Here is a 15743-nt window from a genome sequence, read left to right on the forward strand (position 1 = left end):
TCACCGCCCCGCGGTCAACACAGCGATAACTCTATGGATACTTTACGTATTGGCTTAATTTCCGTGTCCGATCGGGCCGCTAACGGCATCTATCAGGATCAGGGCATTCCGGCGCTGGAAAGCTGGCTTAGCGCTGCGCTGGCGACACCGTTTGAGATTGAAACCCGCCTGGTTCCGGATGAACAGCCGATGATTGAGCAGGCGATTTGCGAGCTGGTCGACGAACGTTTTTGCCACCTGGTGCTGACCACCGGCGGTACCGGTCCGGCCCGGCGCGACGTCACGCCGGATGCGACTCTGGCGGTAGCCGACCGCGAGATGCCCGGCTTTGGCGAGCAGATGCGGCAGATCAGCCTGCAGTTTGTGCCGACCGCGATTCTGTCACGCCAGGTGGGCGTGATCCGCAAGCAGTCGCTGATCCTCAATCTGCCAGGACAGCCGAAATCGATTAATGAGACGCTGGAAGGGTTGAAAGCGGATGACGGTACGGTGAAAGTGCCAGGGATTTTCGCGGCTGTACCCTATTGTTTACAGCTGCTGGAAGGGCCTTACGTCGAAACCCACCCGGAGGTGGTAGCAGCTTTTCGCCCGAAAAGCGCACGGCGTGAGACAAACGTCTGAAAATTGCCGTTTTCAGGCATAAAATGCAGAGTGACTGGTGTGGCAAAATATTGACGGTATAGTAACCGAAGCTTTACAACTATACTGACATGGCCTCTGGATACCGCACTCTTATGGATTCGCTGACAACGCGTCAACTCAACCGCCAGGACTACAAAACCCTGGCGCTGGCTGCCCTGGGCGGGGCGCTGGAATTCTACGATTTTATCATCTTCGTCTTCTTCGCTGCGGTGATTGGCGAGCTGTTCTTTCCGCCAGACATCCCGGAATGGCTGCGTCAGGTGCAGACGTTTGCCATCTTCGCCGCCGGTTATCTGGCGCGCCCGCTGGGCGGCATCATCATGGCGCACTTTGGCGACAAAGTCGGGCGTAAGAAGATGTTCAGCCTGAGTATTCTGCTGATGGCGCTGCCGACGCTGGCGATGGGCGCGCTGCCCACCTACGCCAGCATTGGCATTGCCGCACCGTTACTGATGCTGCTGATGCGCGTGCTGCAGGGCGCGGCCATTGGCGGCGAGGTGCCGGGCGCGTGGGTGTTTGTTGCTGAGCATGTGCCGGAGAAACGCATCGGTTTTGCCTGCGGCACGCTGACTGCAGGCTTAACCGCCGGCATTCTGCTCGGTTCGCTGGTGGCGACGGTGCTGAATACTTCGCTCTCGCCGGCGGCGATACGCGATCACGGCTGGCGCATTCCCTTCTTCCTCGGCGGCCTGTTTGGCCTGCTGGCGATGTATCTGCGTCGCTGGCTGCATGAAACCCCGGTATTTCGTCAGATGCAGCAGCGCAAGGCGCTGGCGGAAAAGCTGCCGCTACAGACCATTCTCGCCAGCCATAAGCGCGGCATTGCGGTGTCGATGCTGCTTACCTGGCTATTATCAGCCTGTATTGTGGTGGTGATTCTGATGGCGCCGACGCTGATGCAGAAGCAGCATGGCGTGCCGGCGGCGCTCAGTCTGCAGGCTAACAGTTTCGCGACCGTGATGCTGCTGATCGGCTGCGTGCTGGCGGGCTGGATTGTCGATCGCTACGGTGCGGCGCGTACCTTGCTGATCGGGTCGCTGCTGCTGGCGCTGTGCAGCTGGAGCTTTTTCCAGCAGCTTGGCGGCACGCCGCAGATGCTGTTCATCTGGTACGGTCTGGCGGGACTGAGCGTGGGCGTGGTCGGCGTGGTGCCGTTTGTTATGGTGCGGGCGTTTCCGGCGGCGGTGCGCTTCACCGGCATTTCCTTCTCTTACAACGTGTCTTACGCCATCTTTGGCGGCCTGACGCCGATCAGCGTGACGCTAATGATGTCGCTGACGCCGATGGCGCCGGCCTGGTATGTGCTGGCGCTGGCGCTGATCGGCATGCTGGTGGCGCTGTGGTTATGGCATGACAGCCGCCAGGCTAATGCGCAGCTGGATGTCTCGCTGCATTCATCGTAATGGCAGCGCGCGGAGCGGCACGGCTCCGCGCGCAGTTGATTACTCGCCAATCGGCAACACGCTGCGCTCAAACTTCTCGTTCAGCACTTCGCCCATTGCCAGATAAAAGGCGCTGGCACCACAGACGATGCCCACCCAGCCGGCGATGCGCAGCAGCGCCGCGTGATCCAGCAGATGGCCGATAGCCAGCAGCGCAAACAGCAGCGTCAGGCTGGCAAACACAAACTGCAGCATCTTCGCGGCCTGCAGCGTGCCAAAGAACAGAAACAGCGTGAAGATACCCCACAGCGCCAGGTAAGCGCCGAGGAAATGGCCATCGGCGGCCGCAGCCAGTCCCATTTTCGGCAGCAGCAGAATCGCCACCAGCGTCAGCCAGAAGCTGCCGTACGAGGTAAAGGCGGTCAGGCCGAAGGTATTGCCTTTTTTATACTCCAGCAGCCCGGCAAGGATTTGCGCGATGCCGCCATAAAAGAGGCCCATCGCCAGGATAATCACATCCATTTCAAACAGACCGGTGTTGTGCAAGTTGAGCAGGATGGTAGTCATACCAAAACCCATCAGGCCCAGTGGGGCGGGATTCGCCAGCGTGGTGTTGCCCATAATTCCTCAGCAGCAGCGTTGTTGTTTATAGGTTTAACGCCCGCGCCAACAGCGGTGGGGCGCGGGGCGCTGCATCATAATCAGGTGGCTTTTGCCGCACTTTGATCTCACGCGGTAAGAGAATCTAAATTTTTTTTAGTTTTAACCCTTGATGCGCTTCGAAGCGGCCCCATTTAGTTGTCATCAAGCATTGTGAGGCAGCAAAAAAATCTGCCGCAGCAGTTGAAAGTGGTCAGCGTGACCGCATCTCTGCTTCACAACCCAATTTGGCAAAGAATTTAAGTGGGAGACGTTTAGATGGGTAAGATTATTGGTATTGACCTGGGTACAACCAACTCATGTGTGGCGATTATGGACGGTGGCAAAGCACGCGTGCTTGAAAACGCCGAAGGCGATCGCACCACACCGTCAATCATTGCATATACCGGGGATGGCGAAACTCTGGTCGGTCAACCGGCTAAACGTCAGGCGGTGACCAACCCGCAGAACACCCTGTTTGCAATCAAGCGCCTGATCGGCCGTCGTTTCCAGGACGAAGAAGTGCAGCGTGATATTAAAATCATGCCGTACAAAATCATCGGTTCTGACAACGGTGACGCATGGCTGGATGTGAAAGGCCAGAAAATGGCACCGCCGCAGATCTCTGCAGAAGTGCTGAAAAAAATGAAGAAAACCGCGGAAGATTTCCTCGGTGAGCCGGTAACTGAAGCGGTTATTACCGTTCCAGCTTACTTCAACGATGCGCAGCGTCAGGCAACTAAAGACGCCGGCCGTATCGCGGGTCTGGACGTAAAACGTATCATCAACGAACCGACCGCAGCGGCACTGGCGTATGGCCTGGATAAAGGTCAGGGCAACCGCACCATCGCGGTATATGACCTGGGTGGCGGTACCTTCGACATCTCTATCATTGAGATCGACGAAGTCGACGGCGAGAAAACCTTTGAAGTACTGGCGACCAACGGTGATACCCACCTGGGTGGTGAAGACTTCGACAGCCGTCTGATCAACTACCTGGTTGCCGAATTCAAGAAAGATCAGGGCATCGATCTGCACAACGATCCGCTGGCGATGCAGCGCCTGAAAGAAGCGGCAGAGAAAGCGAAAATTGAGCTCTCTTCTGCGCAGCAGACCGACGTTAACCTGCCGTACATCACGGCGGATGCGACTGGTCCTAAGCACCTGAACATTAAAGTGACCCGCGCGAAGCTGGAATCACTGGTGGAAGATCTGGTTACCCGTTCGATTGAGCCGCTGAAAGTGGCGCTGAACGACGCTGGCCTGTCGGTTTCTGACATCAACGACGTGATCCTGGTCGGTGGTCAGACGCGTATGCCAATGGTGCAGGCGAAAGTGGCGGAGTTCTTCGGTAAAGAGCCACGTAAAGACGTGAACCCGGACGAAGCGGTCGCTGTGGGTGCTGCGGTACAGGGCGGCGTGCTGGCTGGTGAAGTAAAAGACGTTCTGCTGCTGGACGTGACCCCGCTGTCGCTGGGTATCGAAACCATGGGTGGCGTGATGACGTCGCTGATCAGCAAGAACACCACGATCCCAACCAAGCACAGCCAGGTGTTCTCGACTGCTGAAGACAACCAGTCTGCCGTGACCATTCACGTGCTGCAGGGTGAGCGTAAGCGTTCGGCGGATAACAAATCGCTGGGCCAGTTCAACCTCGACGGTATTCAGCCTGCGCCGCGCGGTATGCCACAGATCGAAGTGACCTTCGACATCGATGCTGACGGTATTCTGCACGTGTCTGCGAAGGACAAAAACAGCGGTAAAGAGCAGAAGATCACCATCAAAGCGTCTTCTGGCCTGAACGAGGAAGAGATCGAAAAAATGGTTCGTGACGCGGAAGCTAACGCCGAGTCAGACCGTAAATTCGAAGAGCTGGTGCAGACGCGTAACCAGGGTGACCAGATTGCGCACAGCACGCGTAAGCAGCTGGACGAAGCCGGTGACAAACTGTCAGCGGAAGACAAAGCACCGATCGAGTCTGCCCTGAACGAGCTGAACACCGCGCTGAAAGGCGAAGATAAAGCAGAAATCGAAGCCAAAATGCAGGCGTTGATGGAAGTGTCCAGCAAGCTGATGGAACTGGCGCAGCAACAGGCTCAGGCCGGCGCAGCGGATGCCGGCGACGCTTCGGCGAAGAAAGATGACGACGTTGTCGACGCTGAATTCGAAGAAGTGAAAGATAAAAAATAATTGCCCCTGACCGGGCGCGACGGCTGGCCTGACAGCCGTTGAAACCAGCACGGGCGTCGGAGATCTCTCCACGCCCGTGCGATCATGTTAAGGGCAGAGAAAAATGGCTAAGAGTGATTTTTACGAGATCTTAGGCGTCTCAAAATCCGCCGATGAGCGCGAAATCAAAAAGGCCTATAAGCGCCTGGCGATGAAGTATCACCCGGACCGTAATCCGGGCGATAAAGAGGCCGAGACGAAATTCAAAGAGGTCAAGGAAGCCTACGAGATCCTCACCGATGCGCAGAAGCGTGCAGCTTACGATCAGTACGGTCATGCGGCGTTTGAGCAGGGCGGTGGTGGCGGCTTCGGCGGCGGCTTTGGTGGCGGCGGTGCCGACTTCAGCGATATCTTTGGCGACGTGTTCGGCGATATCTTTGGTGGTGGTCGCCGTCAGCGCGCCTCACGTGGCGCCGATTTACGCTACAACATGGAACTGACGCTGGAAGAAGCGGTACGCGGCGTGACCAAAGAGATCCGCATTCCAACGCTGGAAGAGTGTGATGTCTGCCACGGCAGCGGCGCCAAAGCGGGCACCCAGCCGCAGACCTGTCCGACCTGTCACGGTGCGGGCCAGGTACAGATGCGTCAGGGCTTCTTTACCGTGCAGCAAGCCTGTCCGACCTGTCACGGTCGCGGCTCGGTGATTAAAGATCCGTGCAACGCCTGTCACGGCCATGGCCGCGTTGAGCGCCAGAAAACGCTGTCGGTGAAAATCCCGGCAGGCGTCGATACCGGCGACCGTATCCGCCTCAGCGGAGAGGGTGAAGCGGGCGAACACGGCGCACCGGCTGGCGATCTGTACGTGCAGGTTTCGGTGAAGAAACACCCGATCTTTGAGCGTGAAGATAACAACCTGTACTGCGAAGTGCCGATCAACTTTGCCATGGCAGCGCTGGGCGGCGAGATTGAAGTGCCGACGCTCGACGGTCGCGTGAAGCTGAAAGTGCCGGCAGAAACCCAGACCGGCAAGCTGTTCCGCATGCGCGGCAAAGGCGTGAAGTCGGTGCGTGGCGGTGCGGTCGGCGATTTGCTGTGTCGCGTGGTGGTGGAAACCCCGGTCAGCCTCAACGACAAGCAAAAAGCGCTGCTGCGCGAGCTGGAAGAGAGCTTCGGCGGACCTACCGGCGAGAAAAACAGCCCGCGTTCGAAAAGCTTCTTCGACGGCGTAAAGAAGTTCTTTGACGATCTGACCCGCTAATCGGGTGCGCAGACAGTAACAAGCGGAGAGGCAACTCTCCGCTTTTTTTATGCGCAGTTCTGCCGTGCAAATATTCAACGGCATTGTTTTTAGTCATTCAACGCTTTAACAGCTCACCTCCTGTCAAAACGGCAGCATTTTCGCTAGTGACGCAATTTATTGCGCGATAAATCGCGCCGCTACAAATATCGTGCGGCTTGCGACTACCTCAAGCCGTGAAAATCTCCACTAAAAAACGCTTCCTCACCTTGCAAAAACCGGCTCCGTTTTCGCCAATAGCATTTTTCGGCATTGCGTCGAAAATATATCATAGGTATCTTGCAAGGCGTTTAATGAGAATGATTTTCGATAACATGCACCATCAGCGGTGTGCGGCAGCGCAGTAGCGCGGGACCGTCGCTGCAGGGAGAGAAACGTTGCCAAACCCGACTCACTATCGCGCTCCACAACGCGTGCGCAATGAATTACGCTTCCGTCACATCACCGTCGCCAGCAAAACGCGGGTGGCCGATGCCTTCTGGCGCATCGTCTTTAGCGGCAGCGATCTGGCGGGGTTTCACTCGCCCTCTTTTGACGACCACATCAAAGTGTTTTTCCCGGATACGCCGGGCGGTGCGCTGGCGCTGCCACACATGACCGACGAAGGCATCGTCTGGCCTGACGGCGTACGTCCGGCGGCGCGCGACTATACGCCGCTGGCCTTTAACGGCAGCGATTCGCTGACGCTGGATTTTTACATCCACGACGGCGGCGTCGCCAGCAGCTGGGCGAGTGCCGCTCAGCCGGGCGATCGCATTGCGATGGGCGGCCCGCGCGGCTCATGCGTCGTGCCGGTGGATTATGCCTGTCAGATTTATGTGTGCGATGAGACCGGTCTGCCGGCATTTAAGCGCCGCTATCAGGAAATGCATGCACAACAGATTCATCTGCTGGCCTGTGTTGATGAGCCAGTCGGCCGCGCGTATCTTGGTGACCTGCCGGATGTCACGGTGAGCTGGCTCGGCAGCGGCAACATGCAGGCTGAGGCGCTGACGCCGCTGCTGGACCCGATTGTGCTGCCTGCTGATGACTACTTCATCTGGCTGACCGGCGAAGGCGCGGCGGTGAAACAGCTGAGCGATTACTTTACTCAGCAACGTGCGGCGCACAGCGACCTGGTGCGCGCCGTCGCTTACTGGCATCAGAAATAACCGGCGCCCGCCCGCTGCCGCCTGTGTTGAATTTTACCAGGCACCAGACTACTATCAACCTCCCTCAACTGACCCCGGGAAGGCGATGAAACAGCAGCGGGATGTTCCAGAGCACGCCGATGCGGCACAGCGTGCCAGCTGTGCCGGCGCACGCAGAAAGCGGCGCGAAAGGATGCTGGATGCCAGTGATATTCGCCTGCTGATGCTGCACTTTCTGGCCAGCGGCGCGGCGCACGGTTATGAGCTGATCAAATCGGTGGAAGAGTTGTCGAAAGGCGAATATTCCCCCAGCCCCGGCATTATTTATCCCAACCTGACGCTGCTGGAAGAGATGGACGCCATTCGCGTGGTGGATGCCCAGGCCACGCGCAAAGCCTACGCGCTCAACGATGCGGGCCGCGCGCTGCTGGCGGAAAATGGCGAAAACGTGGCGGTGATTATCGGGCGGCTCACTTCGCTGGCGATCCTGGTCAACAACCGCAGCATTCCGCAGGTAGAGCAGGCAATCCATACGCTTCGCTATACGCTCAATCACCGGCTGTCGCAGGAGCAGATTTCACCGGCCACGGTGGAAATTGTCGTGGCGGCGCTGCAGGACGCGGCAGAGAAGATCGCCAACAGCTAAGCGCGTTACGGTTTCTTCTTGTCCACGTGCCCCAGTTCGCGATCCGGCCAGCAGACATCGCGCACCCGCTGCTTCAGTGCTGCCGCATCGGGAAAGCCGCCTTCCTGTTTGCGTTCCCAAATTACCTGACCATCAATGCTGATCTCGAACACGCCGCCGCTGCCGGGCTGGAGCGTGACCGCGCTGAGATCGCCGGCAAAGGTATGCAGCAGCTCCTGCGCCATCCACGCCGAACGCAGCAGCCAGTTACATTGAGTACAGTAGTGAATGGTTACTGCCGGTTTATCTGCCATCCTATCCCTCCTGTTAGTGCTTGATTAATCATGGGTTAACAAATTGTGCGCACAAAGATACATCTTGATGCAAATGATATTGATAATGATTACCAATTGCATTAAATTGTTTTCGCCATCATTTTACTCTCTATAAATACCACAGGCATCCCTGCGGCACCGCGGCCAGTTATATACGGCAGCTGTGCACTGAAGCGCGCATGACACTGTGCCACAGGTGCCGGGATCGATAACATTATCTGGCCAGCGTGACGCGCTGTTTCACGGTTTTTAGCATAGAGCCGTGGTTTTCTGGCAGCAAATAAGTGAGCGAATACTAACAATTAACCAGGTATTTCGCGCATGTCTTTCAACCTTCAGGGAACTGTTCAGCAGCGTCTGTGTAAAGTCGCTGTTCTTGCTTCAGCCATTCACGCAGCCTGCAGCTATGCCGCCAGCGACAGCAGTACGCTGGCGCGTTCCGCAGAGAACAACAGCAGCAATGAACCGGTAATGACCGTTACCGCACCTAAGCAGCAGGCTGGCAGCAAAACCACGCTCACCGCCAGCGATCTGCAAAAACGCGGCGCCAATGACTTCGGTTCGATCATGCGTTATGAGCCGCTGGTCAGCGCCACTGGCGCGGCGGGCGGTTCGTCAGCCGGTAAAAGCGGCTTTGACCGTGCAGGCTATACCGGCTACAACATTCGCGGGCTGGAAAGTAACCGTGTCGGTCTGGATATTGATGGCATTCCGGTACCGGATGCCACCGGTCGTCCGTACGTCAGTCGCGCCGGTAACAATACCTTCGGTATTGGTCGCGACTACATCGACCCGTATATGTTTGGCAGCGTCGAAATTGAGAAGGGCGCTACATCGGTGGAACAACCTAACACCGCAATCGGCGGTAACGTATCGTTTCATAACAAGTCGCCGGACGACTACCTCAGCAGCGATAAAACCCACTATTTCGGTTATCAGAGCGACTACAGTTCGGCAGATCGCAGCTGGCACAACGGCATCACTGCGGCGGCAGGGGATGATGAACTGCGCGGCCTGTTTGTCTACAGCCGCCGCGACGGCCAGCAGACGCGCAACAACAGTGGCGTAAAAGACGCCTACCCGGCCAACTGGCACTCGGATGCCTTTATGACGTCGGGCATCTGGCAGCCAAACGATCAGCACAAGCTGAGCGCCACCTTCGACTACTACCACAAAACCAATCACACCCACTACGATACCTGGGACAGCAGCAGCGGCAACACTATTTGGGGCACTGCGCAACAGCAGAGCGATTCGCGCCGCTGGGGCATTAACCTTGCCGACGAGTGGACGCCGTACAACGAGATGATCGATACGCTGACCACGCGAATTTACTGGCAGCAAACCGAGGCGCACGACACCACCTGGTTACCGACCAGCGCCAGTCAGTACGGCTTCGTCTACTCTGACTACAACGTCGATACCTTAGGGTTTGACACGCGCGCCAGCAAAATCCTCGGCCGCCACGAGCTGAGCGGCGGCATCAACGCGCGCGTGGAGAACAGCGAGCGTCCGTTCCGCCAGGAGCCGAACCCGGGCACCTTCGGCACCATCACCCAGCCGCAGTCGGACAGCCGTTCCTGGACCGTGGCCGGTTATCTGCAGGATAAAATCAATTTCGATCTCGATAGCCACAATTTCGCGGTGATTCCCGGCGTGCGCGTTATTCATCAAAGCACCAAACCGAAGAACCTCGGCGATCTGACCAACGGCAGCACGGTGCTGACCGCAGAGCAGGTGGAAAAACTGTACGGCAAGACCAATTCAGACACCGAAGTACTGCCGTCACTGACCTTCCAGTACGATATCAATCCGGCGCTCACCACCTGGCTGCAATATAAGCGCGGCGTGGAGTTCCCGACCACCAGCCAGCTGTACGGTTCGTGGAACCTTGGTTCAAGCTACGCCGGCAGCGCGCAGTATGCGCTGATTGGTAATGCCGATCTGAAAACCGAGACCAGCAACAATTTTGAGTGGGGTCTGAAAGGACAGCCGACCGACGGCATCACCCTCAATACCTCGGTGTTCTACAACACCTACAAAAACTTTATTGCCTACACCCGCTATCGCCGCGCCACCAATCCGGCGATGTTCGTCAATGTTCCGGCCAACATCTACACCAGTTATCAGGCTGAGAACCGCGACAAAGCCTACATTTATGGGGCGGAGATCAGCACCCGCGTCAACTACGGCAGCTGGTTCCCGACCGTGGATGGCCTGAGCAGCACGTTCGCGCTCGGCTACAGCGAGGGGAAAGCGAAATCCCGCTATCTGGGCGACAAATACATCGATCTCGACAGTGTCGCGCCGCTAAAAGCGATTGTCGGCGTCGCGTGGGACGACAAAGCGCGCGGTTACGGCGCGGCGCTCACCGCCACCTTCGTCAAAGGCAAACAGGCCAGCGCCACCAACCGTGAGAGCTACAGCAACAGCGGGGCGGCCATCAGCGACGCCAGCAGCGAATACATGCGCGTGCCGGGCTACGGCCTGATCGATGCCACCGCGTACTGGCAGCTGACGAAAAATGTCAGGCTGAGCGGCGGTGTCTACAACATTACCGATCGTAAATACTGGGATTACCTCAGCAGCCGCACGCTGACCAGCGCCAGCGCGCAGGAGCGCAACGACATCAATCTGGCCGTGATGCCGGGACGCACCTGGCAACTGGGCGTGAACGTCGACTTCTAATCACTTTTCGCCCTGCGGTGGCGCAGGGCATTTTCACGGGAGCAAGCGCAATGCATCAACGCTATCAACACTATCTGGCGCTGAAAGGCCAGCAGCCAAAAATGTACGCGCGTGATTTAGCTGCGCTGATGGGCATAGGGGAAGCACAGCTGTGCGAAGCGCGCGTGGGCCACGACGCGCAGCCGCTGCGCGCCGATTTTCCGGCGCTGCTGACGGCGCTGGCGGCAGTGGGTGAGACCAAAAGTATTACGCGCAATGCCTGGGCGGTGCACGAACAGGTGGGAACCTACAGCAATCTGCATCTCGGCGAACATGGCGGGATGGTGCTTAATCCGCGTGCGCTCGACCAGCGTCTGTTTCCCGCGCAGTGGCACAGTGCTTTCTTCCTGCACGAGCAGACCGCGCACGGCGAACGGCAGAGCATACAGATTTTCGATCGTCACGCTGATGCGGTGCTGAAAATCTACACCACCGCGCACACGGAGATGCCGGCGTGGCAAGCGTTGATTGAGCGCTTCCGGCTGGCGCACGCGCCTCAGCTGCAGCCGCAGCCGGTCAGTGCCACGCCGTTCAGCGACAGGGTGGATGCCGGCACTGTCGAAGCGGAGTGGCGTGCCATGACCGATGTGCATCAGTTCTTTGGCCTGCTGAAGCGTCACCATCTCTCGCGGCCGCAGGCGTTTCGCGCGGTGCCGGATGATTTAGCGCGTCAGGTGAGCAACACCGCGCTGGCAACGTTGCTGGCCCAGGTACAGCAGGATGGCAATGAAATCATGATTTTCGTCGGCAATCGCGGCTGTACCCAGATCTTTACCGGCACTATCGGGAAAGTGGTGCCGCTGGATAACTGGATTAACGTTTTTAACCCCACGTTCACGCTGCATCTGATGGCGGATCGCATTCACGAGAGCTGGGTGACGCGCAAGCCGGGCGGCGATGGCTTCGTCACCAGTCTGGAGCTGTTCGCTGCCGATGGCACGCAGATTGCCCAGTTGTACGGCCAGCGCAGCGAGGGCACGCCGGAACAGGCACGCTGGCGCGAGCAGGTGACGGCGCTGACGCCGACAGGAGCCGCCGCATGAAAGCGCTGATCCTGACACTGCTTGCTCTGCTGACGCTGCCGGCGTGGGCGGCGCAGCGCATCATTACTATCGGGGGCGATGTAACGCAGATCGTCTACGCTCTGGATGCGCAGGCGCAGCTGGTGGCGCGCGACAGCACCAGCCAGCATCCGGCGGCGGCCACCAGGCTGCCGGATATCGGCTATATGCGCCAGCTCAACGCGGAAGGCATTCTGGCACTGAAACCGACGCTGGTACTGGCCAGCGCGCTGGCTAAACCGTCGCTGGTGTTGCAGCAGGTGGCGGACGCCGGGGTAACAGTGGTGGAGGTCAGTGGGGATAACCGCCTCGATGCCATCACGGACAAAATCGCCACCATTGGCAACGCGCTGCAGCGTGAACAGGCGGCCCGCGCGTTGATCGACAAGGTCAACAAACAGCGTGCGCAGCTACCGCAGCAGCCGCTGCCGGTGAAAGTACTGTTTATCATGGCGCACGATGGCTTACGCACCCAGGCGGCTGGTGCGCAGACCGGCGCTGACGGCGCAATTCGCGCTGCCGGCCTGGTCAATGCCATGGGCGCGGTGCCGCACTATCAGCAGCTGTCACAGGAGGGCGTCGTGGCGGCAGCACCGGATTTGGTGGTGGTCGGCGAAGAGGGGCTGCGCACGCTGGGAGGCGAACAGGCGGTGTGGGCGCTGCCGGGCCTGCAGCTGACGCCGGCCGGCCAGCATCACGCGCTGCTGGTGATTGATGAGATGGCGCTGCTGAGTTTCGGCCTTGATACGCCGGGCGCGATTTTGCGCCTGCGCCATGCGGCGGAAGCCGCGCAGCATGATTAACCGCCTGATGATGCGCTGGCTGATGTTAATGAGTATCAGCATGCTGGTGTGCATGCTGCTGGCGGCCAACCTCGGCGCGATGCCGCTGTCGCTGCGCACGCTGTGGCAGGCGCCGCTCAGCGATCTGGCCTGGCAAATCTGGCTTACAATTCGCCTGCCGCGCGTATTGCTGGCGGTGCTGACTGGCATGGCGCTGGCGGTGTCCGGTGCGGTGATGCAGGGGCTGTTTCGTAATCCGCTGGCCGATCCCGGACTGCTGGGTATCAGCAGCGGTGCCGGGCTGGCGGTGGCGCTCTCAGTGGTGTTGCCGGTCAGCCTGCCGCCGCTGCTGGCGCTGTGGCTGCCTTCGCTGGCAGCGTTTGCCGGCAGCCTGGTAGTGACGCTGCTGATCTTCAGCTTTAGCCGGCTGGCGCAGAGCCAGCTGGCGCGCCTGCTGCTGCTGGGCATTGCGATTAATGCGCTATGCGGCGCGGCGGTTGGCGTGCTGTCGTGGCTGAGCAACGACCAGCAGCTGCGTCAGCTGTCGCTGTGGGGCATGGGCAGCCTGACGGGTGCCCAGTGGCCGAGCCTGCTGGTGTGTGCGCTGCTGATCGTTCCGGCGTTGCTGCTGGTACAGACGCGCGCGCGTCGCCTCAATCTGCTGCAGCTGGGCGAAGAGGACGCGCACTATATGGGCGTCGATGTTAAACGCACGCAGCGCCAGCTGCTGGTGCTGAGTGCGCTGCTGGTGGGCACGGCGGTGGCGGTCAGCGGCATTATCGGTTTTGTCGGGCTGGTGGTGCCGCACGTGATGCGTTTTTGTCTCGGCAGTGACCACCGCTGGCTGCTGCCGGGCGCGGCGCTGGCGGGAGCGATTCTGCTGTTGCTGGCGGATACGCTGGCGCGCACCGTGGTGATTCCGGCCGAAATGCCGGTCGGGCTGCTAACCAGTCTGCTGGGCGGGCCGTGGTTCCTGTGGCAGATTCTGCGCCAGCAAAGGGGGCTGAATGAGTGAGCAGTTGCAGGCGCGCGGACTGCGGTTTTGCCGGGGAACGCGTACCTTAATCGATGATGTCTCCCTGACGCTGCCGCCGGGCGAAATGGTTGCCCTGATCGGTCCTAACGGTGCCGGTAAGTCGACGCTGCTGCGGCTGCTGACCGGCTTTCTGCACGCGGACGCCGGTGAATGCTGGCTGGGCGATCGTCCACTGGCGGCCTGGCCGCGCGAACCGCTGGCGCAGCGCCGCGCGGTGATGCGCCAGCAAAACAGCGTCACCTTTCCGCTGCCGGCTGCCGACGTGGTGGCGATGGGGCGCGCACCCTGGCCGACCGGTAACTGCCAGGCGGTGGTGCAGGAGGTGATGCAGTTAACCGGCAGCGCGCCACTGGCGCAGCGCGACTATCGGTCGCTGTCGGGCGGGGAACAGCAGCGCGTGCAGCTGGCCCGGGTGCTGGCGCAGCTGTGGCATGACGACGGCCCGCGCGGCTGGCTGTTGCTGGATGAACCCACCTCCGCGCTCGATCTCTACTGGCAGCAGTCTACTCTGCGCCTGCTGCACCGGCTGACGCGCAATGGCCATTTTAGCGTCTGCGCGGTGCTGCACGATTTGAATCTGGCCTCACTGTGGTCGGATCGGGTGTTGTTATTACACCACGGCCAGCTGGTGGCGCAGGGCGCGCCGCACGCGGTGATGACCGAACCGATCCTGACACGCTGGTATCAGGCCGACCTGCAGGTGGTTACGCCGCCAGCGCAGGATCGGCCGCAGATACAGCTGCGGCCATAACTGCACCTGCACCGGGTCAGGGCGCCTGGCGGCAATCGACAATCAGCCGCCCACGCACCTGGCCCGCCAGCAGCTGTTCTGCGCCTGCGCGCGCCTCACTCAGTGGAATCACTTTGGTCATTTGCTCCAGCAGCGCGCCGTCAACCAGTTCCGCCAGACGCTGCCACGCCTGCTGACGCAGCGGTTTGGCGCACATCACGCTGTCCACGCCGGCAAGCGTAACGCCACGCAGAATAAACGGCGCGACGCTGGTGGGCAGATCGAGGCCCTGCGCCATGCCGCAGGCGGCGACCACGCCGTTGCGCTGGATCCCGGCTAACACATTGGCCAGCGTGTGGCTGCCGACGCTATCGATCGCGGCGGCCCAGCGCTCTTTCGCCAGCGGTTTGCCGGGCGCGCTCAGTTCGTTACGGTCGATAATCGCGGAGGCGCCGAGCGTATCGAGCAGGTAGGCGCTGTCGCTGGCGCGGCCGCTGGATGCCACGACCTCATAGCCGAGACGCGCCAGCAGGCTCACGCTGAAGCTGCCCACGCCGCCGCTGGCACCGGTAACCAGTACCGGACCGTGCTGCGGTGTGATGCCCTGTTTTTCCAGCGCCAGCACGCACAACATCGCGGTAAAGCCGGCGGTGCCAATCGCCATGGTTTGCAGCGGGCTGAGCGCCGCCGGGACGCTAACCAGCCAGTCGCCGGAGACGCTGGCTTTCTGCGCCAGCCCACCCCAGTGTTTTTCACCCACGCCCCAGCCGGTGAGCAGCGCAACATCGTCCTGCTGCCACTCCGGATGACGGCTGTGGATCACCCGGCCAACAAAATCGATGCCCGGCACCATGGGAAACTGGCGCACAATCGGCCCTTTATTGCAGATGGCCAGCGCGTCTTTGTAGTTGAGGGTGGAGTAGCTTACTTCGAGGGTAACATCCTGATCGGGCAATTGTTGCTCTGACAGATCCTGCAGGGATGTGCGGTATCCCTGTTCATCATTTTCAATGACCAGTGCCTTGAACATGCAGCCTCCGGCTGGTTGGGAGAAGTGCGCTCCATAGTACGCTTCTGCTGCAGGGAGTGCCAGGCGGATGGGCGCGGCAGGCGGTCGCTATCGCACCGGCGTTACATTCTGCATAACTTTGCGTAATCTTCGACTATTCAGGCAGTTAAAAATAG

14 protein-coding genes are annotated in these 15743 nt (G+C 59.7%); 11 read left to right on the forward strand and 3 right to left on the reverse strand.

Annotation, left to right across the window (positions count from 1 at the left end; genetic code table 11):
- Positions 1–33: 33 nt before the first annotated feature.
- Positions 34–621, forward strand: coding sequence for a molybdopterin adenylyltransferase (gene mog / locus AC6I7J_RS03620; RefSeq protein WP_394515891.1), 588 nt, complete (start codon positions 34–36; stop codon positions 619–621).
- Between the two features lie 113 nt (positions 622–734).
- Entirely contained in the window at positions 735–2045 is a 1311-nt protein-coding gene (locus tag AC6I7J_RS03625; RefSeq protein WP_127834543.1) for an MFS transporter, read from the forward strand.
- A 39-nt stretch (positions 2046–2084) separates the two neighbouring features.
- Here the strand turns inward: AC6I7J_RS03625 and satP are convergent, their stop codons facing one another.
- On the reverse strand, positions 2085–2645 hold the full coding sequence (gene satP / locus AC6I7J_RS03630; RefSeq protein WP_104188361.1) for an acetate uptake transporter: 561 nt from the start codon (positions 2643–2645) through the stop codon (positions 2085–2087).
- 297 nt (positions 2646–2942) lie between these two features.
- Between satP and dnaK the strand changes: the two genes are divergently transcribed.
- From dnaK to AC6I7J_RS03650, 4 genes are all read left to right on the forward strand, one after another.
- Positions 2943–4853: a molecular chaperone DnaK gene (gene dnaK / locus AC6I7J_RS03635; RefSeq protein ID WP_021508662.1), complete on the forward strand. Its 1911-nt coding sequence runs from the start codon at positions 2943–2945 to the stop codon at positions 4851–4853.
- 103 nt (positions 4854–4956) lie between these two features.
- Positions 4957–6093, forward strand: coding sequence for a molecular chaperone DnaJ (dnaJ, locus tag AC6I7J_RS03640; RefSeq protein ID WP_021508663.1), 1137 nt, complete (start codon positions 4957–4959; stop codon positions 6091–6093).
- 416 nt (positions 6094–6509) lie between these two features.
- Positions 6510–7283 carry a siderophore-interacting protein gene (locus tag AC6I7J_RS03645; protein ID WP_215481507.1) on the forward strand — a complete coding sequence of 258 codons (774 nt, stop codon included), beginning with the start codon at positions 6510–6512 and terminating at the stop codon, positions 7281–7283.
- A gap of 85 nt (positions 7284–7368) precedes the next feature.
- Positions 7369–7908: a PadR family transcriptional regulator gene (locus tag AC6I7J_RS03650; protein WP_021314062.1), complete on the forward strand. Its 540-nt coding sequence runs from the start codon at positions 7369–7371 to the stop codon at positions 7906–7908.
- Positions 7909–7913: 5 nt separating this feature from the next.
- Here the strand turns inward: AC6I7J_RS03650 and AC6I7J_RS03655 are convergent, their stop codons facing one another.
- Positions 7914–8201 (reverse strand): Rdx family protein, encoded by a 288-nt coding sequence (locus AC6I7J_RS03655; protein WP_021506610.1) that lies wholly within the window; start codon positions 8199–8201, stop codon positions 7914–7916.
- A 342-nt stretch (positions 8202–8543) separates the two neighbouring features.
- Here AC6I7J_RS03655 and AC6I7J_RS03660 point away from each other — a divergent pair, with 342 nt between their 5' ends.
- From AC6I7J_RS03660 to AC6I7J_RS03680, 5 genes are read left to right on the forward strand one after another with little or no spacing between them, the layout of a single operon-like run.
- Positions 8544–10910: a TonB-dependent receptor domain-containing protein gene (locus AC6I7J_RS03660; protein ID WP_394515893.1), complete on the forward strand. Its 2367-nt coding sequence runs from the start codon at positions 8544–8546 to the stop codon at positions 10908–10910.
- A 50-nt stretch (positions 10911–10960) separates the two neighbouring features.
- The gene (locus AC6I7J_RS03665; RefSeq protein WP_394515894.1) at positions 10961–11992 is read left to right on the forward strand and encodes a hemin-degrading factor; all 1032 of its coding nucleotides are present in this window, start codon (positions 10961–10963) and stop codon (positions 11990–11992) included.
- Complete coding sequence (locus tag AC6I7J_RS03670) at positions 11989–12813, forward strand: heme/hemin ABC transporter substrate-binding protein (RefSeq protein ID WP_394515895.1); 825 nt, start codon at positions 11989–11991, stop codon at positions 12811–12813. Before AC6I7J_RS03665 ends, AC6I7J_RS03670 begins: the two co-directional genes overlap by 4 nt.
- Entirely contained in the window at positions 12806–13807 is a 1002-nt protein-coding gene (locus AC6I7J_RS03675) for a FecCD family ABC transporter permease (protein ID WP_394515896.1), read from the forward strand. The genes AC6I7J_RS03670 and AC6I7J_RS03675 overlap by 8 nt, the downstream gene beginning before the upstream one ends.
- Positions 13800–14579, forward strand: a complete 780-nt coding sequence (locus tag AC6I7J_RS03680; RefSeq protein WP_150059347.1) for a heme ABC transporter ATP-binding protein — start codon at positions 13800–13802, stop codon at positions 14577–14579. Before AC6I7J_RS03675 ends, AC6I7J_RS03680 begins: the two co-directional genes overlap by 8 nt.
- Before the next feature lie 16 nt (positions 14580–14595).
- Here AC6I7J_RS03680 and acuI read toward each other — a convergent pair whose 3' ends face one another.
- Positions 14596–15588 carry an acrylyl-CoA reductase (NADPH) gene (gene acuI / locus AC6I7J_RS03685; RefSeq protein WP_260641579.1) on the reverse strand — a complete coding sequence of 331 codons (993 nt, stop codon included), beginning with the start codon at positions 15586–15588 and terminating at the stop codon, positions 14596–14598.
- Between the last annotated feature and the right edge of the window lie 155 nt (positions 15589–15743).

It is taken from the genome of Type-C symbiont of Plautia stali (assembly GCF_059730935.1).